General features: G+C 64.9%; 25 protein-coding genes. 10 read left to right on the forward strand and 15 right to left on the reverse strand.

Going from position 1 to position 20,740, the window contains the following annotated elements; all coding sequences use genetic code 11:
- From IOC61_RS00005 to IOC61_RS00060, 13 genes are all read right to left on the reverse strand, one after another.
- The coding region (locus IOC61_RS00005; RefSeq protein ID WP_229332820.1) for a hypothetical protein at nt 1-1,065 on the reverse strand (1,065 nt) is incomplete at its 3' end.
- A complete protein-coding gene (locus IOC61_RS00010; RefSeq protein ID WP_195686855.1) occupies nt 1,028-2,521 on the reverse strand; it encodes a phage portal protein in 1,494 nt (497 codons plus the stop codon). The genes IOC61_RS00005 and IOC61_RS00010, both read right to left, overlap by 38 nt.
- Nucleotides 2,518-3,042: a hypothetical protein gene (locus IOC61_RS00015; protein WP_195686856.1), complete on the reverse strand. Its 525-nt coding sequence runs from the start codon at nt 3,040-3,042 to the stop codon at nt 2,518-2,520. The genes IOC61_RS00010 and IOC61_RS00015 overlap by 4 nt, the downstream gene beginning before the upstream one ends.
- A gap of 3 nt (nt 3,043-3,045) precedes the next feature.
- Nucleotides 3,046-5,067 (reverse strand): terminase gpA endonuclease subunit, encoded by a 2,022-nt coding sequence (locus tag IOC61_RS00020; RefSeq protein ID WP_229332821.1) that lies wholly within the window; start codon nt 5,065-5,067, stop codon nt 3,046-3,048.
- Nucleotides 5,006-5,581 (reverse strand): terminase small subunit, encoded by a 576-nt coding sequence (locus tag IOC61_RS00025; protein WP_195686857.1) that lies wholly within the window; start codon nt 5,579-5,581, stop codon nt 5,006-5,008. Before IOC61_RS00025 ends, IOC61_RS00020 begins: the two co-directional genes overlap by 62 nt.
- Nucleotides 5,582-5,864: 283 nt before the next feature.
- Nucleotides 5,865-6,416 carry a hypothetical protein gene (locus IOC61_RS00030; RefSeq protein WP_229332822.1) on the reverse strand — a complete coding sequence of 184 codons (552 nt, stop codon included), beginning with the start codon at nt 6,414-6,416 and terminating at the stop codon, nt 5,865-5,867.
- A 17-nt stretch (nt 6,417-6,433) separates the two neighbouring features.
- The gene (locus tag IOC61_RS00035; protein ID WP_195686858.1) at nt 6,434-7,048 is read right to left on the reverse strand and encodes a glycoside hydrolase family 108 protein; all 615 of its coding nucleotides are present in this window, start codon (nt 7,046-7,048) and stop codon (nt 6,434-6,436) included.
- Nucleotides 7,045-7,401: a phage holin, lambda family gene (locus tag IOC61_RS00040; RefSeq protein ID WP_195686859.1), complete on the reverse strand. Its 357-nt coding sequence runs from the start codon at nt 7,399-7,401 to the stop codon at nt 7,045-7,047. Before IOC61_RS00040 ends, IOC61_RS00035 begins: the two co-directional genes overlap by 4 nt.
- A gap of 192 nt (nt 7,402-7,593) precedes the next feature.
- A complete protein-coding gene (locus IOC61_RS00045; RefSeq protein ID WP_195686860.1) occupies nt 7,594-7,899 on the reverse strand; it encodes a hypothetical protein in 306 nt (101 codons plus the stop codon).
- Nucleotides 7,896-8,531, reverse strand: coding sequence for a bacteriophage antitermination protein Q (locus tag IOC61_RS00050; RefSeq protein ID WP_324254660.1), 636 nt, complete (start codon nt 8,529-8,531; stop codon nt 7,896-7,898). The genes IOC61_RS00045 and IOC61_RS00050 overlap by 4 nt, the downstream gene beginning before the upstream one ends.
- A 10-nt stretch (nt 8,532-8,541) precedes the next feature.
- On the reverse strand, nt 8,542-8,769 hold the full coding sequence (locus IOC61_RS17850; RefSeq protein WP_229332823.1) for a TraR/DksA C4-type zinc finger protein: 228 nt from the start codon (nt 8,767-8,769) through the stop codon (nt 8,542-8,544).
- Nucleotides 8,770-8,848: 79 nt separating this feature from the next.
- A complete protein-coding gene (locus tag IOC61_RS17595) occupies nt 8,849-9,112 on the reverse strand; it encodes a hypothetical protein (RefSeq protein WP_229332824.1) in 264 nt (87 codons plus the stop codon).
- Complete coding sequence (locus tag IOC61_RS00060) at nt 9,112-9,720, reverse strand: hypothetical protein (protein ID WP_229332825.1); 609 nt, start codon at nt 9,718-9,720, stop codon at nt 9,112-9,114. Before IOC61_RS00060 ends, IOC61_RS17595 begins: the two co-directional genes overlap by 1 nt.
- A 145-nt stretch (nt 9,721-9,865) precedes the next feature.
- Between IOC61_RS00060 and IOC61_RS00065 the strand changes: the two genes are divergently transcribed.
- From IOC61_RS00065 to IOC61_RS00075, 3 genes are all read left to right on the forward strand, one after another.
- Entirely contained in the window at nt 9,866-10,519 is a 654-nt protein-coding gene (locus IOC61_RS00065; RefSeq protein ID WP_195686863.1) for a helix-turn-helix domain-containing protein, read from the forward strand.
- A gap of 362 nt (nt 10,520-10,881) precedes the next feature.
- Entirely contained in the window at nt 10,882-14,703 is a 3,822-nt protein-coding gene (locus IOC61_RS00070) for a plasmid replication protein, CyRepA1 family (RefSeq protein ID WP_195686864.1), read from the forward strand.
- Between the two features lie 35 nt (nt 14,704-14,738).
- Nucleotides 14,739-15,017, forward strand: a complete 279-nt coding sequence (locus IOC61_RS00075) for a hypothetical protein (protein ID WP_195686865.1) — start codon at nt 14,739-14,741, stop codon at nt 15,015-15,017.
- Here IOC61_RS00075 and IOC61_RS00080 read toward each other — a convergent pair.
- The gene (locus tag IOC61_RS00080) at nt 14,993-16,558 is read right to left on the reverse strand and encodes a protelomerase family protein (RefSeq protein WP_195686866.1); all 1,566 of its coding nucleotides are present in this window, start codon (nt 16,556-16,558) and stop codon (nt 14,993-14,995) included. The genes IOC61_RS00075 and IOC61_RS00080 overlap by 25 nt on opposite strands.
- Before the next feature lie 603 nt (nt 16,559-17,161).
- On the opposite strand from IOC61_RS00080, the gene parA reads away from it, so the two are divergent.
- From parA to IOC61_RS00110, 7 genes are all read left to right on the forward strand, one after another.
- On the forward strand, nt 17,162-17,794 hold the full coding sequence (gene parA, locus IOC61_RS00085) for a ParA family partition ATPase (RefSeq protein ID WP_195686867.1): 633 nt from the start codon (nt 17,162-17,164) through the stop codon (nt 17,792-17,794).
- The gene (locus IOC61_RS00090) at nt 17,791-18,081 is read left to right on the forward strand and encodes a hypothetical protein (RefSeq protein WP_195686868.1); all 291 of its coding nucleotides are present in this window, start codon (nt 17,791-17,793) and stop codon (nt 18,079-18,081) included. The genes parA and IOC61_RS00090 overlap by 4 nt, the downstream gene beginning before the upstream one ends.
- Before the next feature lie 78 nt (nt 18,082-18,159).
- Nucleotides 18,160-18,309 (forward strand): hypothetical protein, encoded by a 150-nt coding sequence (locus IOC61_RS00095; RefSeq protein WP_195686869.1) that lies wholly within the window; start codon nt 18,160-18,162, stop codon nt 18,307-18,309.
- Nucleotides 18,306-18,755, forward strand: a complete 450-nt coding sequence (locus IOC61_RS00100; protein ID WP_195686870.1) for a hypothetical protein — start codon at nt 18,306-18,308, stop codon at nt 18,753-18,755. Before IOC61_RS00095 ends, IOC61_RS00100 begins: the two co-directional genes overlap by 4 nt.
- Nucleotides 18,743-18,871 (forward strand): hypothetical protein, encoded by a 129-nt coding sequence (locus IOC61_RS17770; protein ID WP_267491259.1) that lies wholly within the window; start codon nt 18,743-18,745, stop codon nt 18,869-18,871. The genes IOC61_RS00100 and IOC61_RS17770 overlap by 13 nt, the downstream gene beginning before the upstream one ends.
- A 16-nt stretch (nt 18,872-18,887) precedes the next feature.
- The gene (locus tag IOC61_RS00105) at nt 18,888-19,316 is read left to right on the forward strand and encodes a hypothetical protein (protein ID WP_195686871.1); all 429 of its coding nucleotides are present in this window, start codon (nt 18,888-18,890) and stop codon (nt 19,314-19,316) included.
- Nucleotides 19,317-19,420: 104 nt separating this feature from the next.
- A complete protein-coding gene (locus IOC61_RS00110; protein ID WP_195686872.1) occupies nt 19,421-19,810 on the forward strand; it encodes a hypothetical protein in 390 nt (129 codons plus the stop codon).
- Nucleotides 19,811-19,937: 127 nt separating this feature from the next.
- Here the strand turns inward: IOC61_RS00110 and IOC61_RS00115 are convergent, their stop codons facing one another.
- Nucleotides 19,938-20,693, reverse strand: a complete 756-nt coding sequence (locus IOC61_RS00115) for a DNA adenine methylase (RefSeq protein ID WP_195686873.1) — start codon at nt 20,691-20,693, stop codon at nt 19,938-19,940.
- Between the last annotated feature and the right edge of the window lie 47 nt (nt 20,694-20,740).

The following is a 20,740-nucleotide window of genomic DNA, read 5'->3' on the forward strand; positions in this document are numbered from 1 at the left end:
GTGGGGCACGTAGAAGCCGCGGGCTTCCTTGCCGACCTTGTCGGCCACGGCGATCGACAGCTCGCGCTCGAAGCCGGCGTCCTTCCAGTCGCCGGTGACGGCCGCATTCAGGGCACGCATCAGCGAGTATCGCTTGGCCTCTTTCTCGGTAACGCCAAGCGCCTGAGTGGTCAGGCCGCGCTGCTGCTCGGCAAAGTTGGGGATGTCGCGGCCCTGGCCACCACCGGCGGCGGTCGACTCGGGGTTGATGCGCTCCAGGAGCATGGCACGCACTTGGTCGACGCCGTAGCCCTTCTGGATCGCCTCCTGGGCCAGACTGCGCTGGTTGAAGCGGTCGCCCATCGCGGTGATATCGGCCACGCGCTGACGCTCCTGGACAAGGATGTCGTCGCGGGGCTCTGCCGGGGTGGTCACGCCACGCTGCTGTTCGGTACCAGTGCCGGACGGGGTAGTAGTGTCGTCGGCGCCGGTGGTCTTTGCTGCTGTAGTCATGCGAGTTTCCTTGACGGTGATGGTGTGCTGCGGTGCTTCGAGGGAACGGCCGACGCCGACGGTCGGGTCAACCGGGATAGAAACGGAGGAGACCTCGAAGGGCTCCCAACGGGTCACGCGGTAGGTGTCCACGCCATCGCGCTCGGATTCGAGCACCATCTCGTGGATCAGGTAGCGCGTGCTGATATGGCGGCGGATGCCGTCGACCACGTCCTGCCAGACCGTCTCGGCCTCGGTGCTGCGCGAGAAGCGCACCCGGGCGCGTAGCTTGCGATCGCCATCGAGCCAGGCGTCTTCGACGACGCCGATCTGTCGCCAGTCGTTGTGCTGGTCGAGCAGTGGCGCGCCGTTCTTCAGCCGGGTCAGGTCGACCGACTCGGGCGAGTGGTCGAGGATCTCCATGCCGAACCACCGCCGGAACGGGTATTCGCTGGAGACCGCGACCTCGACCGTGCGAGCCTCTTGGTCGATGCTTTCTTCGACGACGGTCAGTGCACGCAGGAGGGGCTCCCCCTGGATCTGGCGCACCACCTGGTCAGGCGGCGTCGCGCTCTTCGTCTTCGTCTTGCTCATTGGGCGATTCCGGTGGGTCGGTGGATACGGCAAGGCCCCGCTCGCGCAGGGCCTCTTCTTCTCGGGCGATCTCGTCGAAGACCTCGTCGGGGTCATCACCGCCCTGGCGGATGTAGTAGCTCCGCGACTTGGTGCGGTTGCGGATGGATTCGCTGGCCGCCTTGGCGTCCTTCGCCGGATCCACCCAGTCCCAGCCGCGCGGCTGCCAGTTCACTTCCAGGTAGCGCTCCAGGCTGGCGAACGGCAGGCGTAACGCGCCGTTGAGCATGGCCATCTCGAGCCACGCTTCGAACACGAAGTCGAGCAGCTCACTGATCACGAACTGCTGCACGCTCTTGTAGAAGTCGCGCTCGTCCAGGTCGCCGGAACGCATCGAGCTGAAGTTGACGCCCTCCAGATCGTTGGCCAGGCGGTTGTAGCTCGGCCCCAGGCCTGCCGCGGTACCGCGCAGCCCCGCTTTGATGAAGGGCGCGAAGTTCGTCGCCGGGTGGTCGCTCTTGTAGGGCGTGAACTTGAGGCCGTAGGGCAGCACCTTGGCGGTGCCCGCCTCGATCGACTCCTCGACCTCGGCGTCCTGCTCGTCCTCGCCCGGCGGCTCCATCCACTCGGCGTCTTGCTCGAAGAAGCCGGTCAGCTTGGCGCCGTGCTCGGCCGCGAGCATCTCGGCCTTGCGGTACTCGTCCAGGTGGAACAGCTCGAGCATGGCCGCATGCGCCCAGGTGAAACCCCGGGCCTGGTGTGGCCGCCAGGGCTCGAAGGTGTGCAGCAGCTCGCTGGCCGGGATCCGCTGGTGACGCTCCCGCGCCGGGGGGCGCTGCTGGGTGTCACCGGGGTGATCGCGCAGCAGGTAATAGGCGACCGGACGCTCCCAGTCGTCGATCTCGACGCCCATCCGCACCCGGTTGCCGTTGGGCAGCAGGTCGTTGTAGTTGAGGTCGAGCCGGTCGCATTCCAGGATCTGCAGGGCGAAGCCCCAGGCGTTGGGGTAGCCGCGTACCAGGCGAACCATCACCTCGCCGTCGCGGGCGAGCGTCTCGACCCACAGGTTCATGAAGGTCACGAAGCTGTAGCGCCCGGTGACGTCAAAGTTGCCCTTCTTGCAGAAGCGCTTCCACGCCTTCTCGATCTTCTCCCGGGCGCGCTTGTCAGGCGTCCCGCTCGGGGTCATCGCTTTCGATTGCAGCTGAATGCCGCGCGGCCCGATCACGTTCTGCTTGAGCAGCCGGTGGAAGCGCTTGATGTATGGGCTGTTGATCGACTGCTCACGAGATCGCTGTCGCAGCGTCTCGTGGTCGCGGTAGATCACCTGGTTGGCATCGCCCGCCGACGTGCGCATGTTCCAGCCCTGGGTGAGACGCGAACGCCGGGCCGCCTGGAAACTGCGCTTCATGCCGACGGTCGCGTACCAGGCGACATTGACGGCACGCTGCAGCAGGCTCGGCTTCTGTCGTCTCATGCGGGATAGCTCCACTTCACGGTACGCAGGCCATTGCCTCGGCGGCGCTCGCGCGCGACCTCACGCTGATAGCGAGTACGCAGCGCCTCGAGGCGCTCGATCGGGATCCGGTCGAGTCGCTGGCCGTCAATCTCATAGCTCTGCTGGTCCTTCGGGATGCGCTTCTCCAGGGCGGCCTCGATCAGGTCGAGCATCCGCCGGGCATGGCTGCGCATGTCGGTCGGTTCGGATTCGAGGAGATCCGGCTGGATCTCGATCTCCCCGCTTTCCAGGGTGAGCCGCTGGCCGTCGCTGCCGGTAACATACGCCACCCAGCGGTACAGGCCCGGCATCCATTCGCGTGTTTCCTGCGCGGCGATCTCGACCTGGTAGCCGCCTGCGCTGCCTGCCAGGGCCTCGAGGTCGATGCCTTGGGGGCCGCGCAATGCATAGTGCAGCTGCCAGCCCGCCTCGACTGGATAGTCGGGCAGGCTGACGCGCCAGGTGACGCTGTCCCCGGCGCGAATCTGAGGTGGTCGCATGGTTTATCGCCTACGTCGTTTCACCTTGAAGCGGGCCTTCTTGGCCGGCTCCGGCGGTGGAGAGGGTTCGGGTTCGGTTGCGGGCGCTGCTGGCTCGACCGCCTCGTCGTGTTCGATGGCCTCGGGCTTGCCATCGCGCAGGCGCTTCAGGTCGCCCAGAGTCAGGGCGCCGCGCTTGCGGCGGTGGAGCTTGGCACGCAGGGCCATGACGTATTGCATCGCTTCGCAGTCGAGGTAGTGGTTCTCGCCGACCTGGTTGTACTTGCCGGCGGCTTCGTCCCACTCCTCGCCGACGATCTGCTTGCAGTAGTCGTCGGTTACGTCGGTCGGGATCAGCCACCAGCCGGGGAAGCGATCGGCGTCGCCTGACTGGGCGCGACTGATCCGGCTATGCACCCAGCGCTTCGCCAGCGGCGAATCGAAGGCCCAACGCGAATCGCCGCGCTTGCGCACCTTGCCCTTGCGGTCGACCTCGACCAGCTCTTTCTTGATCGGCTTGTCGAGCTTGTCGCGGCCGCGCAGCGCCACCGCCCTGCCCTTGTGGGCATTGATGAAGGCGTAGACCTGGTCGTCGCGATAGCCGACGTCGATCCCGGTCTCGTTGATCGGATGGCCGGCATACTCGCTGTCGATTAGCTCGGAGAGATCGCCCCAGACGGTGTCCTCGTCGGTGTTGCCCCACAGCTCGCCATGCTCGAGGAGCTGCGTACCCATGCCGGCAAACCAGGCGCGGATGGTGTAAACGAGCCGGGTCTTCTGGACATCAATCGTGCAGAACACGCGCAGCGGATCCGGCAGGACCAGCTCGCCGGCGGCATAGGCCCAACGCATGGCGCGGATCTCCTCCCAGGTCGGCACGTCGCCCACCTCGGCGTAGAGCTGGCCAAAGCCAGTGTTGTAGACGCCCATCAGGGTCGCCGGGTCGCCGGAGCGCTGCGCCTCCAGGAGCTTCTTCGCCAGGAAGCCGTAGCTCTTCTTCGCCGCGAAGCTGCACAGGCCGGACACCCACAGGCTGTAGTGGCTGGAGCCCTCGGTCTCGGCGGTGCCCTGTACCTCGCCGGCGAGCACCTGGTCGCCCTCGCGGCGGGCCGGGGTGACCGACTCGCCAGGCGCGACGGCCACGCCCCGGGCGTTCATCCAGGGGCGATACTTGTCCTTGATCGGCGTGCCACAGCAGCTGCAGGTCAACCGGGCGTGACGCTCGGCCTCGTCCGGCGTGCATTCGTCCTTGCTGCCCTGCCCCGGCCACCAAAGCAGCTCCAGGTGGGGGATGAAGTAGCCCAAGCACTCGGGGCACGGCACGGCCCACTCGTGGCGGGTGCCTGACTGCCACAACCGCCAGACCTTCGAGGTGACCGCGCCCTTCTTGCCCGGCTGCCAGTGCCAGAGGCCAGTGTCGGGGTGCTGCCGCTTGTCGACACGGCCGCGCAGCGGCGTGGCGGTGTAGCCGACCTTCGAGTCGACGTAGGCGTCGCCGCGGGCTTCGATAATCTCGGTTGTGTCGCCCTCGCCGGTGTTCGTGATCCGATCGACCTCGTCGACTAGGATCAGGCCGGCCGAGTCGGCGGCGAGTTCGGTCGGCGAGCCCGCCCAGGCGAAACGAAACTTGGTACCGCCCAGCCACTTGGTGAATTGCGTCGAGCGGCGCTTGTCGTACTTGCGCCACAGATCCGCGCACTCGCGGAACATGTCCATGAACTTGGGCTCGACCGTGCTGGTGATCAGCGGCTTGGTCGGCGTCACGTAGAGCACCGGCGTCGGGTCTTCGTCGAGCCGGTGACCGCAGACATTCTCCATCGTCACGGACTTGCCCATCTGGGTGCCCATGACGAAGGTCACTCGCCGAAACTGCGGCTGGGCGAAGGCCCAGGCGATCGGCTTCATGTAAGGGTTGCTGTCGGGGTTGAACGGCCCCGGTACCGGCGAGGCCGGCGGCATCACGCGCTTGTCGCGCGCCCACTCGTCACTCGTCCTCGGCGGCGGTGCCTCCACCATCTTCGCCGTCGAGCGAATCAAGCGCGTCAAGCTCAGCAACGAGCTCCGATGCTGCCGAGTCAAGGCGTTCGGCAGTAGACCCACGGATGCGGCGGGTCTCGGTGTGGAGTCGTTCGCGAACTTTTGCTGGGTCATCGATCACGGCCAGGTCTGAGGCGCACCGGCTCGACAGGCTGTCGAGCTGGGTGGCGAATACTGCGCCGACCGCGTGCAGGATTCTCCCGACCGCGTCCAGCGGCACCAGGCGACGGCGCTCCTTGTCTATCTCGATCTGCAACTTCTCCCGGCGGGCCTTCTTGAGCAGGCGATCCTCGGCGCTGGCCGAACCGACGCCGTCTTCGTCCTCGTCTTCGTCGTCGCCAATCTGGCGGCGGATCTCCCGGCGGATCAGCCAGTCGATGGCGTCCTCGGTGTCGATCTCCAGCGGGCGACCCTTGCCGCCACCGCCGGAGATCGGCATGCCTTCGTCGATCCACTTGCCGACCCAGCGTTCCGACTTGCCGACCATCTTGGCGAACATCTTGCGGCTGACGATCTCGCCCATCGGGAGCGCTCCAGGAGAAAGGACCAAAGGGTAAAAGGTGCAAATGGACAAATGTTCAAATGTCCTTTCTCTGAAAGGGTCATTTGGACATTTGCACAAATGGGCAAAGCTGCGTGGTTGCTGGGCTCCCGGCGCGATAGGCACCGCGCCGGAAGTCCTTTCTGAAAAGGAAGTAAGGACTCGAAAACCGCGACCAAAAACGCGCGAAAGCCGCGAGTTTCTCACCCGTGACGGCCGCCTGGCGGGGGAGTACCTATTCCCGCTGGGCGGCGCGTGAAAGGGGTCAGCGGCTGTAGTCGCCAAAGTCCTGCAGGCGTTTCGAGCCGAGCTGTTGCTGCTGCATGCGGCCACCGCCGCCGTAGAAAAGGCGGACGACGCCGCCGACCGACCCCGCGACCAGACTGGTCATGATCAGATCGGCGTAGCGCTCGCCGGTGGGCGAGAGCTCGATGAAGGTCACCGCCGTGGCAAAGCCGAAAGCGAACAGCAGCAGCAGGAACGTCATCAGGTACAGGAAGTTCTCGGACAGCCAGCCGCGGTTGGCCTTGAGCGTCTCCACCTGCAGGCTGCGCGCGTCTGCGCGGTCAGCCTGGGCGATGCGCTGCAGCTCGACCTCCCGATCGATCAGCGCCTCCTCGAGGCGCATCTTCGCGCCCGGGTCCGCCTGGACTTCCTCCAGGGCTGCCTTGCCGTCAGGCATGCCGGTGATGAGCTTGGCCACGTCGACGACGCGATCGGCGACTTCCTGGCCGTTCTTTCCTGCGATCAGGCTGCCGATCTTGTCGGCCAGGCCCGTAGCTTGGGCGAGGCCCAACGCGATGCTGATAGGTTCCACAACAATTCCCCCTGCCGCTAAGCTGCGACTTCATCGATCCATTCACGCGGCACCGGGCGTTGGTGCAGCACATGAGAGAGCAGCTCGACCACACGCCGGAACCAGCCATACGTGAACGCCTCCTGACTCTCGCTTCTTTCCGCCAGTCGGCGACAGAACACGATACGCTCGGCGTTGATGGTGTGAGAAAGCAGTGAAAGGCCGCTTTGTCCACGTGATCCAGCAAACCCTCGAAGCGCTTTTAGTGTCTGCTGTCCAATAGCACCATCCGGCTCGATATCGGGGTAAAGCCGGCCGCGATCGTTCAGCACGTTGAGCTGGATCTGCAGGTACTCGGCGGCGCGACCAGGCCCACTATTGACGCCGAAATCGAACAGCACCATGGCCAGGTCGGTATTCATGGCCGCGATGTCATCAAGGTTCAGGCTGTGCCAGTAGCGGTTCGCGTAGATCTTCGCGGCGAAGGGACGGGGCAGGGCGCGCATGTCGCCCTGGTAGCCGTTGTCGCGCGCCACCTGCAAGGTGATCCCCCAGCAGGTCGGGCCGCCCCGGTCGGCGGGGTGATTGACGTAACCGCCCTCGCGGTCGATCACCTCGGCGATCAGCCGGCGTTTCAAGTCGTCGATATTCATGATCTGCCCTGCCACTTGTTCAGGAAGCGATCGACAACGTCAGTCAGACGATCACGTGAAAAGTCGATGCCCAGAAACGCAACGACCGCCATACCGGCGGTCGCGTACTGGACGGGGATTCCTGCTGTGGCTGCGGCCGGGCCGGTGGCGATCGAGAAGAAGAAGATAATGGCCGCTTCGAGCAGGCTTCTCTTCCACTTGCTGCCGGTGTAGATGCCTCGCAGCAGAGCGATGATGAATGCCATGCTGGCCATGAAGATGTTCGGCCAGTAGAGCTGAAAGGCAGCGATGGCCGCGTGCCAGAGATCGATGTTTTTCTCGGGCATGGCTCGCTTCTCATTTTGCTTAGACATGATGGCTCACCTCGATGGCGGCCCTGCGTACTCAAGGAATAAAAAAGCCCGCCGGGTGGCGGGCAAGGCTTGTATGTCGGGCACAAAAAAGCCCGCTCGGGTGGCGGGCTTCTTACGCATGTATGGCAATTTGCCAGAATGATCGCTCTCGTCCGGACATTTGTCAATATGTACATTTGACCTTTTGTCCACTTATCGCAGCGAACGCGCCCAACCGGCCACCGCACCCTGGATCGACATGAAGCCGCCGGTCAGGTGCTGGCAGCCGGTGCAGCAGGCCCACCATTTCCCCTCATGGGCTTTGAAGCGCGGCCGGTGACCACAGCCATGAGTTGGCAGGTCGTCGCGGTTCACCTGGCGCCACGTCGCCGACGCCCAAGTCTCGCAGGTCGCGGCAGCGCCGCGCGCATTGCAGACAGGACAGATGAACATCACCCGGCCGTCGCGCTCGCGGCGCTCCGGATCCTGGCCGCAGTGGATGCAGGCGGGGAGGATCACTCCGTCACCCTCCACAGCGCCTCGAGCGCTTCTCGATCCAGTTGATTCAGAATCCTGTGCATGCCGGCCCAACGCGGGCACCAGTGCTTGTCCCAATTCGCCCGGGTCGCGCCCAGCAGCTCCTGAAGCCGGGCAGGCTCGTGCAGCACCTTCCCGCTGTTCTTGCGGCTCTTGTGGCACTGGGCGGCCAAGTGGGCGAGGCCCTGGCAGGCCTTGCGCGTCTTCTCCCGGGCATTGCCCAGGGTCGGCTCGAAGCGGCGCCACAGGGCGACGGTGACGCCCTGCTCGTCGGTCCACTCGCGGGAGTCGGCGTAGGCGTAGCGGAGCCAGTGCTGGTGGTCAGGATCGAGCGTGCGGATCGCTCGCACCACCCTGGCATCCTCGAACGCCCAGGGCGGCAGCGGCAGGCTGCTGCTCGGCTTCGGCCGGGTGTGGCTGGCCACCAGGCGGGTCGAGGCTCGCTTCATTTCCGCTTCCCATCGGCGTGGGCCGGCCGATGGCAGACGGTCGCGGTGGAGGCTGTCGTCGTAGCGCGCCGGCATGTCCGACTCGCTGATTCGCCGCGGTGACGGCGTGGCGTGGGCATAGACCACGGTGCGGCGCATGTACGCCAGATCCTGAGCTCCAAGCACGGCCCCTCCTTCATCGACGGCGTCGACCCTTGTGATCCTCGAACTCCTGGCAGGGCACGCAGCGCGTCACCCACGGCATCGCCTCGCGGCGGCGCGGCGGGATCGGGTCGCCACACTCGATGCACTCCTCGGTACCGGGCTGGGCCTCGCGGGCCAGACGCTCATGCTCAAGGCGCTCGGCCAGGTCGGCGTCATGTAGGGCCTGGGCTTCCCCGGCAAAGTCGGCGACATCACTCACAGCAGCCACTCCCCAATGCTCGCTACGAAAGCGGTGAGCCAGAGCCCGCCGATCATTGCGTCCTTGATCATGGCCATCGTCATGCACCCCGCCAGGCAGCGACTTCACGGCGCAGGTCGCGGTTGTCAATGCGCAGCGCTTCGAGCTCTTTGGCTTGTCGCGCGGCCTGGCCTTGGTACATGTCACGATTCCGGCAAAGCTGGTCACGCTCCTGGACGACAGGATTCTTGGGGCACACCTGGTCATGCTCGATCAGCGCTTGGTGCGCCTGGTCGCGCGTAGCGTCTCGGCGTGGCCCGTACCGAACTTCATGGCCGCAGTAGATGCAGGTTGCGATCATCATCACTCCCCCATCTCGATGGCGATCATCCGCATGCGCGGCAGCGGGCGGCCGGTGGCGCGGCTGGCCGACGCCACCTCGGAAAGCACCACCTCCACCAAGTCGATGGCTTCCTTCATCATCCGGTCGACCAGGGCGGGGTCGTCGTTCAGGTCGTAATGCCCGTTATGCGCGGGCCGGGCGTGCTGCAGCAGCTCGCCGAACTCCTCGCTGATCCGGTGCAGCTGCGCCTGGGCGCGGGTGGGGCAGTCGCCGTGCTGGGCGAAGCAGGGGATCGGCACGTAGAGCGAGCCGGCCATGGCCATCAGCTCGCGACGAAGCTCGCGCTGGTACTCCTGGGGAAGGCAGCCGACCCAGACCCACTTCCAGGCCAGCGGGAAGGGCTGGGTCCCGCGGATGATCCGCCCGACCTTCATGGATGCCGCGCGACGCCAACGGGTATAGGCCGCGGCGCTGCTCTCGACAGAGTCTCGATCGAAATCGGCGAGGCCGGCATCTTCCAGGGCGGGGATCAGCAGGGTGGTGGAGAAGCTCTCGATCGACTCGCGGCTGTTCTCGAACCAGCGGCGGGTCGCCTCGATGATCACCTGGTCTTCGGTGCGATGTTTCATACAAGCCATCCTTCGTGCTTTCTCATTATGGTTTTCATCCCATCGGTGTGGGCTTTACCACATTCTGCTTATTCGAAGAATTAAGCGCAATAGTTCTCCGTATCCGACTTTGTTTTTTTGAACAGCATCGGTGGAGAATAAGTACATGAAAATAGGACACGCCATTAGGCGCTTACGCCACGCCCAGGGACGCACCCTCCAGCAGGTCTGCGATGCCAGCGGCGGTAAAATCCAGACCGGATACCTCTCCCGGATCGAGCGCGACGAGATGACGCCCAGCGTCCATATCGCCGCGGCGATTGCCCGTGCATTGGGCACCACAGTGGACAACCTGCTGGCCGAAGCCGAGGGCTCTGGGCAAAGCAGCGGGTTCCCGGCAGCGTCACGCCTACTGGTGCCTGTGTTGCGCTGGGAGGACGCGGCCACCTTCTGCCGCGAGCGCGACTACACCGCCCTGCCAACGCCTGAGCGCTGGGTGATGCCGCCTATGGAGAGCCACCTCGGCTTCTACGGGCTAACCCTGCGCGACGACTCCATGCAGGCCCTGGACGGCCTCAGCTGGTCGCGTGGCGCGGTGATCATCGTCGACATGGACCGTGAACCGCAGCCCGACGATTACCTGGTGGTGGCCGACCAAAACGGCGCCGGGCCGCCTATGTTTCGCCAGCTGGTGAGCGACGGCCGCGACCTCTACCTGCGCCCCAGGAACCCTCAGTATCCCATGCGCCCGGTACCGAACGACGCCGCCCTCATGGGCACCGTCATCGGCCAGGTGATAGATCTCACCTTCGACGAATGATAATAAGCAGAAAGAAGTTTTACGAATCAGAACATTTTGGCGTAGCATAGTGAGGCATCTCGCTACGCGCGCCGCTATGCGTTAGGATCAGGAAGTTTAGGAAGGGCAGATAGAACAACGCCCGGGATTAGCGGCCCGGGCGTTGGAAGCTGCGAGTCACGTCGCAGAACATAAGCAGTTTACTACGGCAATCTTGAGGCAAGCTGTTGATTTCAAAGGTCTGTTTAGCGGGCAGGCCAGTGAAAGCAAGCCACAAGTTCCCACAGTATATGGCGTGACCACGTAGCGTTCAACGTTTTGCCCACATTTGACCATTTGGACATTTGCACATTTGTGCATGTCTCTCGGGTGATTGAGCGACTATGACAGGAACAGGACCACGCCAAGGCCTCACGGCGTTTTACCAGGAACGATTCAACAGCGACCCCCACGCGCTGCTCGACTACTGCCACACCGAGATAGCGGCCATCGCCGCTGACGTCCAGGTCGACTGGCCGGCACTCGCCGGGCATATCCGCCTCGACGACAAGAAGTACCGTGGCAAGATCCCCACCCTGGCCAAGGGCCACCGGCACAAGGTCGCGGTGTTCGGCTCGCTCAAGCGCGCCCGCAACGGCATCGAGTTCCCTCACCTCAACTTCCACACCAAGGCCCAGGGCGGCTTCACCGCCACCTGGTCAGGCTATGACGCCCTCCTGGATCTCTACCGCCGCGACGGCGGACAGATCACCGACGAGAAGCACTGCCGCTGGCTGGCCGAACAGGAGAAGCGGCGCGCGGAGCGCGCCGCGCGCATCGCCGAGGCCGAGCGTCAGGAGCGCATCGCCGAGGAACGCCGCCAAGCCGAGCACAATGCCTACGAGCTGGCCTGGCATGGCCGCGGCGATCAGCGCTTCGAGTTCGCCCCGGGCAAGTTCGACACGGTCGAGCTGATCGGCGAAGCCGACGGCAGCGAGCCGTATCTCGACGCCAAGCAGATCGGCAGCATCGTCGATGTCGTGACCATGAAGCGCATGCGCGATCGCCACGGCGAGTTCGTCGCCTTCGCCCTGCACGGCATCGACGGCGACTATCGCGGCCTGCAGCGTCTCTACTCCGGCTTCAAGAAATACACCATCGCCGCGCGCCCCGGTCAGTTCGACGGGGCGCACTGCGTCATCGGCAGCCTGGACGCGAAGCGCGTCTACAGCACCGAGGGCTTCGCCACCGCCGCGAGCGTGTGGCTGGCCGAGACCGCCATCAAGGGCGACAGCTGCTCCGTGATCGTGGCAATGAACGCCGACAACCTGGTCAAGGTGCTGCGCAGCTACCGCCGCGTGCATCCCGACCTGCGGCCGATCAATGCCGCCGACAACGACTGCTGGAAACTGCTCGCCGGCAACGCCGGCCAGATGCGCGCCCTGGAGATCCGCCGCGACCTGGAGCTGCGCAGCGTCATGCCGCGCTGGGAAGAGTTGCTCGAGCCGGAAGCCCTGGTAGCCATCGAGCCGGGCAAAGGCCCGACCGACTTCAACGACCTCCACTGCCTGCTCGGCCTCGAGGCCACCGCCAAGTCCCTGCGCGGCCGGGCCAGCAAGGTCGAGGTCGAGACCGGCTTCTTCCCCTACTGCCTGCAGCGCGTCGCCGCGGCCGGTCAGATGAACGTGATGGAAGAGGCCCTGCGCGCCGTCAACGCCGGCATGCAGCTGGCTCCCACCAAGTACACCGGGCGCGAAGTCTATCGCATCGTCTGCGAGACCATCCCCGCGGGCCTGCCCTGCAACCGCCACCGCCTGCTGTCGCGCGCCAAGTGGCTGGCCGGCAAGAAGCTGGAGAGCGCCGCCGGACTGCGCAGCTTCACCGCCGACGCCCTGGCCCGGCCCAACGTCCAGCACCACAAGGTGGAGGGGATCCGCGCCGAGCACGGCAACGTGCTGCTGCCCGAGCACATCCAGCACCTGGTGCAATCGCTCGACGGCATGGTCATCGTGCGCGCGCCGATGGGATCGGGTAAGACCGAGCACCTGATCAGGCCGATCATGCAGGCCGCACCCAAGGCCGCCTACATCGCCCACCGCGTCTCCCTGGTGGGCGATGCCGCGTATCGCCTCAACACCCAGCACTATCGCAACGTGCTGGCCGCCGAGATGCCCTGGGTCACCCACCTGGCGTGCTGCGTGAACAGCATCACCCACCCCAAGTTTCACAACGGCGACGGCCGCGCCTGGTTCACGACCGTCGACACGCTGTGCATCGACGAGGCCTCCCAGGTTCTGCGCCACATCGCCACCGGCCCGGTCGATCAGCCCACCCGCGTCATGGATGGGCTGATCGAGGCCATGCAGAGCGCCCGGCAGGTGCTGCTGTGCGACGCCGACGCCAACGACAGCCTGATCGAGCTCTGCGAGATGGCCCGTCCCGGCGAGACGATCCACGTCCTCGAGGTCGACGCCGCGAATGATCACGTCCGCATCGACCACAGTGACCACGAGTCGGTCTGGCAGCAGGCCCTCGACGCCGCGGTCGCCGGCGAGCGTGTCCTGGTGGCCAACGACAGCGCCGAGAGTGCCAAGAAGCTGGCCGTCATGATCCGCAAGAACCGTCCGGAGGCCCGCGTCCTCCTGGTGCACAAGGAAAGCAAGGCCGACCCCGATGCCGAGCGCTTCCTCGACCGACCGAACGACGAGGCCACCCGCTGGGACGTGCTGATTTACTCGCCGGCGATCAGCTCCGGCGTGTCGATCACCACCCCGCACTTCACGCGCCACTTCGGCATCTTTAGCGGCCAGACGGTCAGCCCCTCCGACGCCATCCAGATGCTGCGCCGCGATCGCACCGCCCGGCACTATGTGCTGGGCATCGGGATCTCTCGCACCATGCGCGAGACCGACCGCGAGGCCCTGTTCCGCGGTCTGCTGGCCGCCGACGAGGTCGCCTGCGACTTCGAAGAGACCGACGACGAGATCCTGCTGCGCCGCACGAAAAGCATCTACGACGAGATGTACCTCTCCTGCGCGACGAGCGAGAATCACGCCCGCAACGACTTCGCCAACCACCTGCTGCTCATGCTGGTGGACGACGGCTACCAGGTGAACCGCCTGGCCACCAACGACGCCGAGGTCGAGGCATCCCGGCTCAACCGCAAGGAAGGCGGCGCCCTAGTTCGCCAGCGCCGTCTGGAGATCCTCTACAGCGTCGAGACGCCCGACGAGGAGCGCTTCGCCAAGCTCTCCCGGCAGGAGCTCAAATCCGAGGCCGAGCAGTCCGAGATCGACCGCCACCACATCGAGCATCAGCTCTGCGTGCCGGAGATCACCGACGACGACGTCGACTTCTATGACGACCAGGGTATCCGCCACGTCACCGCCCTGGAGTTGCTGCAGGCGACCGACGAGCAGGCCGATGCCTACGATCGCGCCCAGCGCCGCGCCCGGGTCACCCTGACCCGCCACCGCTGGAAACGCCCGACGCGCAACCTGCTGCTGCAGGTGTTCGAGGCACTGGGCGTCGACCCCATGACCGGCGAGGGCGAGTTCACCGTCGACCAGTGCCGCCAGGTGCGCGACACGCTACTCGCCGACCAGGGCGCCATCGAGCTCTACAACGTCCTGAAGATCGGCCGCTACGTGAACCCCAAGGCCGCGCCGAAGTGCGCGACCACCTTCGTGAAGAGCATCATGGATCGCCTGGGCCTCACCGTGCACAAGCGCAAGTCGGGCGGTACCAACTACCTGTCGATCAGCGAGGAGAGCTGGGAGCAGGTCATGCACTACGTGCGCCTGCGCGCCGAGAAGGGCGTCCACAGCCTGACCACCCACGAAACTGCCAGCACCCACACGCCGATGCCCGCGCCCGAGCGTGACACTCCCCGCGAAGCCAGTAACGATGCGGCCTGCGGCCAGAGTGACACTTTGCATGGTGGGGTAGCAGCAGCGGATGAAAAGAGTCCCTCCCTTGCGGAGAGCGAGAAACTCTACGCTGTCGCCGTAGCCGCTTCGAAACCCCTCAGTCTGGCCACGCCGCTTCGGGAGGTGATGCGGTGGATGGCGCCAGCGATCAAGCGCCAGATCATCGAGGGCCGGATGCCGCTTGCCCAGCTGGAGTGGACGCTCGACTACTGCAGCCAGCGTATTGCCAAGGCATTCGGCCGGTCGCCGGGAAGTGTTCCAGGTTTGCCCCAAAGCAATGCTAGGAATACTGTATGATTATACAGGCACATAACACGCAGGGAGGGAAACACATGAATCAAGCCACCGCAGCACTCGACACGCAAGACCAGCTCGAATCTCGGCTCGAACGCGCCGACGCCATGCTTCGGCTGCTCACCAGCACCAACGATGTCGACGCTCAGACGCTGCAGACCGTCGCCCTGGACGTCTCCGAGCACATCCAGGAGGCGCGACAGCTTTGCCAGCAGCTGGCCTGCCAGCAAAAAGGGCCGACCCCTGCGGGCCAGCCCTTGAACTGCATGTCTTGCCTGACGGTGCGGCTGTATCAGCGCTGCCCGGCCGCGCTGTAAGCCGCCTTCATGGCCTCGATCCGGCCCGGCATGTCAGGGCATCGGGCGACTTCCACGCCGTTGACGCTCGCCACCCCCAGCCACAAGCCGTCATCCTGCTTGTGTGCAACTAGGCGGGGCTTGCCTTCGGCCACCTCCTCGGGCACCGCCTGCGTCACCCGGTCCACGTCGACGTTCGGCGTCTCCAGGGCATCGCGCGCCAGCTCGAGGTACGCCTTGATCGTTGGCCGGTACGTGCCGAGCTCGCGGCTGATCAGCGACTGCGTGATCTTAGCCTCGGGCTCCTGCTCGATTTGGGCCTTCACCCAGGCGTGCACCCGCGCCATGGCCTGGCTCTTCTCCAGTTCTTCCGCGCCATCCAAGGCGCGTAGCGCCTCGATCCGGCTGCCGTACTCGCTGGCCGGATCCTGCACCTCGGTCGCCTCCTCGCTGTAGTCGATCTTGAAGGCCCGATAGCTGCGCTGGGTGTCCATATCCTCGTGGCCCAGCATCTCCCGCCAGAACACGTCCTCGGTCACCTTCTTCCAGCGCTTGTCGCGGGTGAAGTGGATCTCGAACACCAGGCGCGCCCAGATGGCCCGGCTGTCCTTGAAGACCCGCTCCTCGTCATTGAAGACCCGCTTGGCCAGGGTGTTCAGCGTCTTGGCCGTTCGCCGGTTGATCTCGGTGTTGTCCATGCCCTGGAGCTCGACCACCTCCGGCAGCGAGCGAAGCTCGTTCCAGGCTTCGACCACCAGGTCGGCGTCCACCAGGGTGTAGATGTGATACGCCTGGCTGTAGTCGACCCCGCCGCGCTTCTTGGCCTGGCCGCTGAACTCGACCTGGTAGCGGTCGACCTTCTTGATTCGCCCCGTCTTCAGCACTTCGATCGAGCGCCGTCCGGTTGCCAGCGCCAGCCCCAGGGCCAGGTGGCTGTAGTAGGGGCGATACTCGCCGTCAACCAGCCGGTCGCGGTTGGTCAGCAGCTCGTAGACCTGATCCATCAGCCAGTGGTAGTTGATCTCCACGGTGTTGACCGCGCGCTCCTCGAGCGTCTCGACGGCCTCCTCGGCCAGATCCGCCTTCTGAGCTGACGACAGGGTCAGGTGGCGCATGATCTCGTGATCGAGCTTCATCGCGCGGATGTCCTCGTAGGCATCGTCGTCGTCGCGGATCCGGTCGAGCAACTCACGGTGGGCCAGGCGGATCTCGCTGATATCGTCGAGCTGGCCCAGGGCCTCCAGGCGATCGGCGTACTTCGGGTACCGCTTGGCCAGCCGCTCGATCTGCTGCTCGAGGCTGTGGTGCTTCCAGTTCTGAGCCGTCACCGCCTTGCGCGCCTCGGTCATGTAGCGGCGGAAGGTCGACACCGCGATCTTGTCCTCGTCCTTGCGGCGGCCATCGTCGTGCAGCCGGTTCTTGAAGCGCTTCGCCAGCCGCGCCAGCTTCTTCGTTTTCTCCTTCCGCTCCAGCTCGGCATCGGCGTCGATGTTCCGGATCTCATCGAGCAGCCACTCGATCAGCTCGCCCAGATTGACCTTCTTGCGTGATTCCCCGCTCATGGCTCTGCCCTCTTTTGCATACATGGTAAACCCTATAAGCACTTTATAGACCATGGCTGCATACACGTCAAGCCCTATTGTTCTGCATACATACATAACAAACCCTGCTCCATACTAAGGAACCATGCTAGATAGGGTCACCTATGCATACACACTTGCACCCATACTATACGTATAGTATGGGTGGCATTGTGTATGCATAGGTGGCCCTAGTTAGGTGTAGGGGTAAGGGTGTATGTATAGGCAGGGCTAAGGGTGTATGTTACGGCGTATGCATACATATAAAGCCCTATTGTATGGCGGGAGCCGTCGCGTAGATTTTGCGAATATGCGGACAGTGGTGGATCAGAAGAAGAGAGCGCCACAGAAGCCTGTAGAGACGAGAAAAGCGGCCATGCATAGAAAGGACAGCGCAGCCGGGCAGGAAGGCGGGCAAGCCTGAGAAGCCCATAGTGGCGGGCATTGCAGGCCGTTTAGAAGGGATAGGGAGCGTTCAGGCGTCAGGGATAGGGTAGTTTTCTAAGCGTTGGACATTTGCACATTTGTACATTTGTGCTAATGTACACGACGCAAGCCCACAAAAACCGAGGAGACGAGCCCGATATGACCAAGGTGATAGCCATACTCAACCAGAAAGGGGGCGCCGGAAAGACGACGGTGGCCACGAATCTAGCCTGCTGGCTGCACAAGCAAGGCCGCAAGGTGCTGCTGGTGGACCTCGACCCGCAGGGCAGCGCCACCGAGTGGAGCGAGACGCGCGACAGCGACGACGACTTCCCGGTCGTGCGCATGGGCACGAAGGTGGCCAAGGATCTGCCGCGCGTATCCGGCGGCTATGACTTCGTCGTGCTGGATGGTGCGCCACAGATCAGCGAGCTGGCCGCGCCGGCGGTGAAGGCAGCAGACGCGGTGCTGATCCCCTGCCAGCCGTCGCCGTTTGATATCTACAGCTGCGCCACCCTGGTCGAGCTGATCCAGGCGCGCCAGGAAGTGACCGACGGCCGCCCGAAGGCCGCCTTCGTGGTGTCGCGGGTGATCAAGAACACCCACCTGAGCCGGGAAGTGCGCGAGGCGCTGGCCGAGTACGAGCTGCCGATCTTCGAAGCGCACACCACCCAGCGGGTGGCCTACGCCGACTGCGCGAAGGGCGGCAGCGTGATGGACCTGGCAGAGAACGACAAGGCGCGCCAGGAGATCGAGGCGCTGGGCCGCGAAGCGATGGAGTTCATTCAATGACTGACAGGAAGAAGCTGACCACGCGCCGGGGCACCGGCAGCGCAGCGAGGAAGGACGTCGAGAGGGCGATGCGCGAGGTGTCTGGCGACGACCAGCCGAAGAAGCGCATCCCGTTCGAGGTGCCGGTGGAAACCCACCGCAAGCTGGCCGGCATGCGCGCCAATAGCCGCGACAACGTGCCAGTGAGGGAGTTCTTGACCGAAGCGGTCGAGGATCTGTTCGAGAAGTATCGCCGCGGCGAAGGTCGCTTCGCGGTGGACGATATCGAGAGGATCTTGGGCGAGTAGCCCGGGAGAGAGCCTGGGGCCGGCGGCCACCGACCACCAGGCAAGACACAAGCAAACCGAGGATGGAAAGCCATGTCTATGAGCGATGTTATCACAGCGCGCCGCATTCCGCTGCGTGACGCACGAAACCCAGCCCACCGCGCCCTGGTGCTGCAGTATGCCCGCGAACACGCCACAGGGGCCGCACAACGCGCCCTGCTGGCCCTGGTCGGGGAGGCCGCGGCATGAGCGATATCACCCGCTACCTGCACACCAGCGTCAGCGACGCGAAGATCTCGCTGGAAGGTGACCTGCGAGCCAATCCGCCTGGCGCCGCCCGCGACGCCCTCGCCCTGCTCGAGGCGCTTCAGGGCCGCGAAGGCCAGACCAGCCGCCGCAAGGTCGCAGCCAGCGTGCTGCGCAAGGCGTCCAAGGCCCTGGCCGAAAGCGAGGAGCTGGACAAGCACGGCGTGGCCGCAGGCGACTACTACGCCGAGATCCCGACCGGGGAGCTGCGCGAATGGGGGCAGATGACCGTCGACGACGACCCGGCAAAGGCGGCCAGAGAGATGCTCGCCACCCTGACCGGCCTGCGCGGCGAGCACAGCACCGCCAGCCGCCGGAAGATCCTCGCCGCTGGCATAGGCAAGGCCGCCAAGGCGCTGACCGAGGAGGCGACCCTATGCACTGGCTGAAGCGCTGCTGGCGCGCCCTGGTGGCGCTGGTCAGCTTCCTGACTGCCCTGGTGGACTACCTGATCGAGATTCTGGAAGAGTTGGGATCACCCAAACGTCGGCGCCCGCGCCGCTAACCAGAAGGACAAGACCATGAGCAACGCAAAGATCCAACCGCTAAGCGACCTGGAACGCTTCGACCTCCTGCAGGCCATGTTCCCGGGCGAGCTCAGCGACGACAACGATGGCTGGGACGCGATGGAAGACCTGGTCTATGACAAGTTCAACATCGACGCGGAAGACTTCGACTTCCTGGTTGGCCACCTGGTGATGTGCGCGCCGGTCATGGGATCGCCGCTTACCGGCACGCAGCACCATGTGCTGGGCTCGATCAGCGTCAGCAACGACCAGCAGCATGTAATGGCCGCCGTGAAGCGCGAGGCCGCCATCCAGGAGGAAGATAAGCCGACCGAAGAGTGCGACCACGACTGGGAGGACATGGGCGACGGAACCATGGCCTGCACCTACCCAGAGTGCAATGCCACTCGGCCCAAGCGGCCCGAAGACAGCGAAGAAGCCTAACCCACCCAGCCCCGCCACCCGGCGGGGCTTTTCGTTGCACTCCCCACGCCGCGCGATCGCGCCCGCCATGATAGCCTTTCCCTCATATAACGCAGGGGAAGTGCATGAAAACCACCACGAAGATCATTCTCGGCGTGACCGCGGTTGCCGCTGTCATCGCCTACCAATTCGACCAGGGCCGTAAAGAGGAACGCCAGCTCGAGCTGGTCATCCAGGAGACCGGCAAGGCCGCAACCTGCACCCGCACCGATGGCGTCCAGGGCCACGACTGGGTGGCGTGCCGGTGGAGCGACAGCGACCAGGGGCCGGTCTGGATCCGCGCCGGTGAGCGCGACGGCCGCCCGGTCTGGACGACGGCCAACGGCAAGGCCATCAGCACGCTGCGCGCCTACCAGCTCGCCGCGGCGCCCGATCGCCAGGCGAAGCTCGCCCAGGTGCGCACCCGCGAGCCCGGCGAGAATCTGCCCGGCGTGCCCTGGGATCAGCTCGACTAGCCTTGTGCTTTTGGTCATTTGTCCATTTGCACACGGCCAACCACCAGACGCAGAAAAGCCCCCACCGCCCGAAGGCGATGGGGGCTTTCCAATTTCACGGCTCAGCTTTCCATTCCGGCCTAGTTGCTTACCAGTTGAAGATGATCAGCTCGCCGGCCTGCTTGCCGCCGGCACCGCCGACGGTATGGCGCAGGCTCACCTCCTGGAGCCGGAAGCCGTCGAAGATCTCGCGAATGTCGGGGTGGTCGTTGATCGAGATCACCACCTTGCCCTTCACCTCGCGGGCGATCGTGGCCATCGCCTGGTACTCCTCGAGGGGGAAGTCGCTGCCGTAGCCAGCGGTCTGCCAGTAGGGCGGGTCGAGGTAGTGCAGGGTATGCGGCCGGTCATAGCGGCGGACCACTTCCTTCCAGTCCAGATGCTCGACGTACACCCGCGACAGCCGCAGGTGCGCCGCCGACAGACGCTCCTCGAGGCGCAGCAGGTTGAGGCTGGGCGCCGAGGTCGTGGCGGTACCGAAGGTGTGGCTCGGCTTGGCGCCGAAACCCTGCTGCTGCAGGTAGAAGAAGCGCGCGGCGCGCTGGATATCGGTCAGCGTGTCGACGTGCTTCAGCTTCTCCCAGGCGTAGATCTCGCGCGAGACCAGCGCCCACTTGAACTGGCGCATGAACTCCTCGAGGTGGTGCTGCACCACCCGGTAGAGGTTCACCAGCTCGCTGTTGGTGTCGTTGAGCACCTCGACCTTGCTGGGCTCCTTCATGAAGAACAGCGCCGCGCCGCCGGCGAACGGCTCGACGTAGCACTGGTGGTCGGGAAAGTTCGGCAGGATGTGCTTAGCCAGACGGCGCTTGCCGCCCATCCATTGAAAGAAGGGTTGAGACATGTTCGTCCTTGTGGGTCAGAGACTTATCGGGTAGCCTCCCCGGCGCC

Source organism: Halomonas sp. KAO, assembly GCF_015595025.1.
GTDB lineage: Bacteria > Pseudomonadota > Gammaproteobacteria > Pseudomonadales > Halomonadaceae > Halomonas.

Excerpts from the sequence above, each read along its gene's own strand:
- IOC61_RS00105 (WP_195686871.1), top strand. The coding sequence starts at position 18,888 with ATGAGCAACGCAAAGATCCAACCGCTAAGCGACCTGGAACGCTTCGAC.
- IOC61_RS00080 (WP_195686866.1), bottom strand. The coding sequence starts at position 16,558 with ATGAGCGGGGAATCACGCAAGAAGGTCAATCTGGGCGAGCTGATCGAG.
- IOC61_RS00035 (WP_195686858.1), bottom strand. The coding sequence starts at position 7,048 with ATGAATATCGACGACTTGAAACGCCGGCTGATCGCCGAGGTGATCGAC.
- IOC61_RS00040 (WP_195686859.1), bottom strand. The coding sequence starts at position 7,401 with ATGTCTAAGCAAAATGAGAAGCGAGCCATGCCCGAGAAAAACATCGAT.
- IOC61_RS00065 (WP_195686863.1), top strand. The coding sequence starts at position 9,866 with ATGAAAATAGGACACGCCATTAGGCGCTTACGCCACGCCCAGGGACGC.
- IOC61_RS00010 (WP_195686855.1), bottom strand. The coding sequence starts at position 2,521 with ATGAGACGACAGAAGCCGAGCCTGCTGCAGCGTGCCGTCAATGTCGCC.
- IOC61_RS00060 (WP_229332825.1), bottom strand. The coding sequence starts at position 9,720 with ATGAAACATCGCACCGAAGACCAGGTGATCATCGAGGCGACCCGCCGC.
- IOC61_RS00090 (WP_195686868.1), top strand. The coding sequence starts at position 17,791 with ATGACTGACAGGAAGAAGCTGACCACGCGCCGGGGCACCGGCAGCGCA.
- IOC61_RS00100 (WP_195686870.1), top strand. The coding sequence starts at position 18,306 with ATGAGCGATATCACCCGCTACCTGCACACCAGCGTCAGCGACGCGAAG.
- IOC61_RS00015 (WP_195686856.1), bottom strand. The coding sequence starts at position 3,042 with ATGCGACCACCTCAGATTCGCGCCGGGGACAGCGTCACCTGGCGCGTC.
- IOC61_RS00110 (WP_195686872.1), top strand. The coding sequence starts at position 19,421 with ATGAAAACCACCACGAAGATCATTCTCGGCGTGACCGCGGTTGCCGCT.
- IOC61_RS17770 (WP_267491259.1), top strand. The coding sequence starts at position 18,743 with ATGCACTGGCTGAAGCGCTGCTGGCGCGCCCTGGTGGCGCTGGTCAGC.
- IOC61_RS00115 (WP_195686873.1), bottom strand. The coding sequence starts at position 20,693 with ATGTCTCAACCCTTCTTTCAATGGATGGGCGGCAAGCGCCGTCTGGCT.
- IOC61_RS00095 (WP_195686869.1), top strand. The coding sequence starts at position 18,160 with ATGAGCGATGTTATCACAGCGCGCCGCATTCCGCTGCGTGACGCACGA.
- IOC61_RS00075 (WP_195686865.1), top strand. The coding sequence starts at position 14,739 with ATGAATCAAGCCACCGCAGCACTCGACACGCAAGACCAGCTCGAATCT.
- IOC61_RS17595 (WP_229332824.1), bottom strand. The coding sequence starts at position 9,112 with ATGATGATCGCAACCTGCATCTACTGCGGCCATGAAGTTCGGTACGGG.
- parA (WP_195686867.1), top strand. The coding sequence starts at position 17,162 with ATGACCAAGGTGATAGCCATACTCAACCAGAAAGGGGGCGCCGGAAAG.
- IOC61_RS00025 (WP_195686857.1), bottom strand. The coding sequence starts at position 5,581 with ATGGGCGAGATCGTCAGCCGCAAGATGTTCGCCAAGATGGTCGGCAAG.
- IOC61_RS00070 (WP_195686864.1), top strand. The coding sequence starts at position 10,882 with ATGACAGGAACAGGACCACGCCAAGGCCTCACGGCGTTTTACCAGGAA.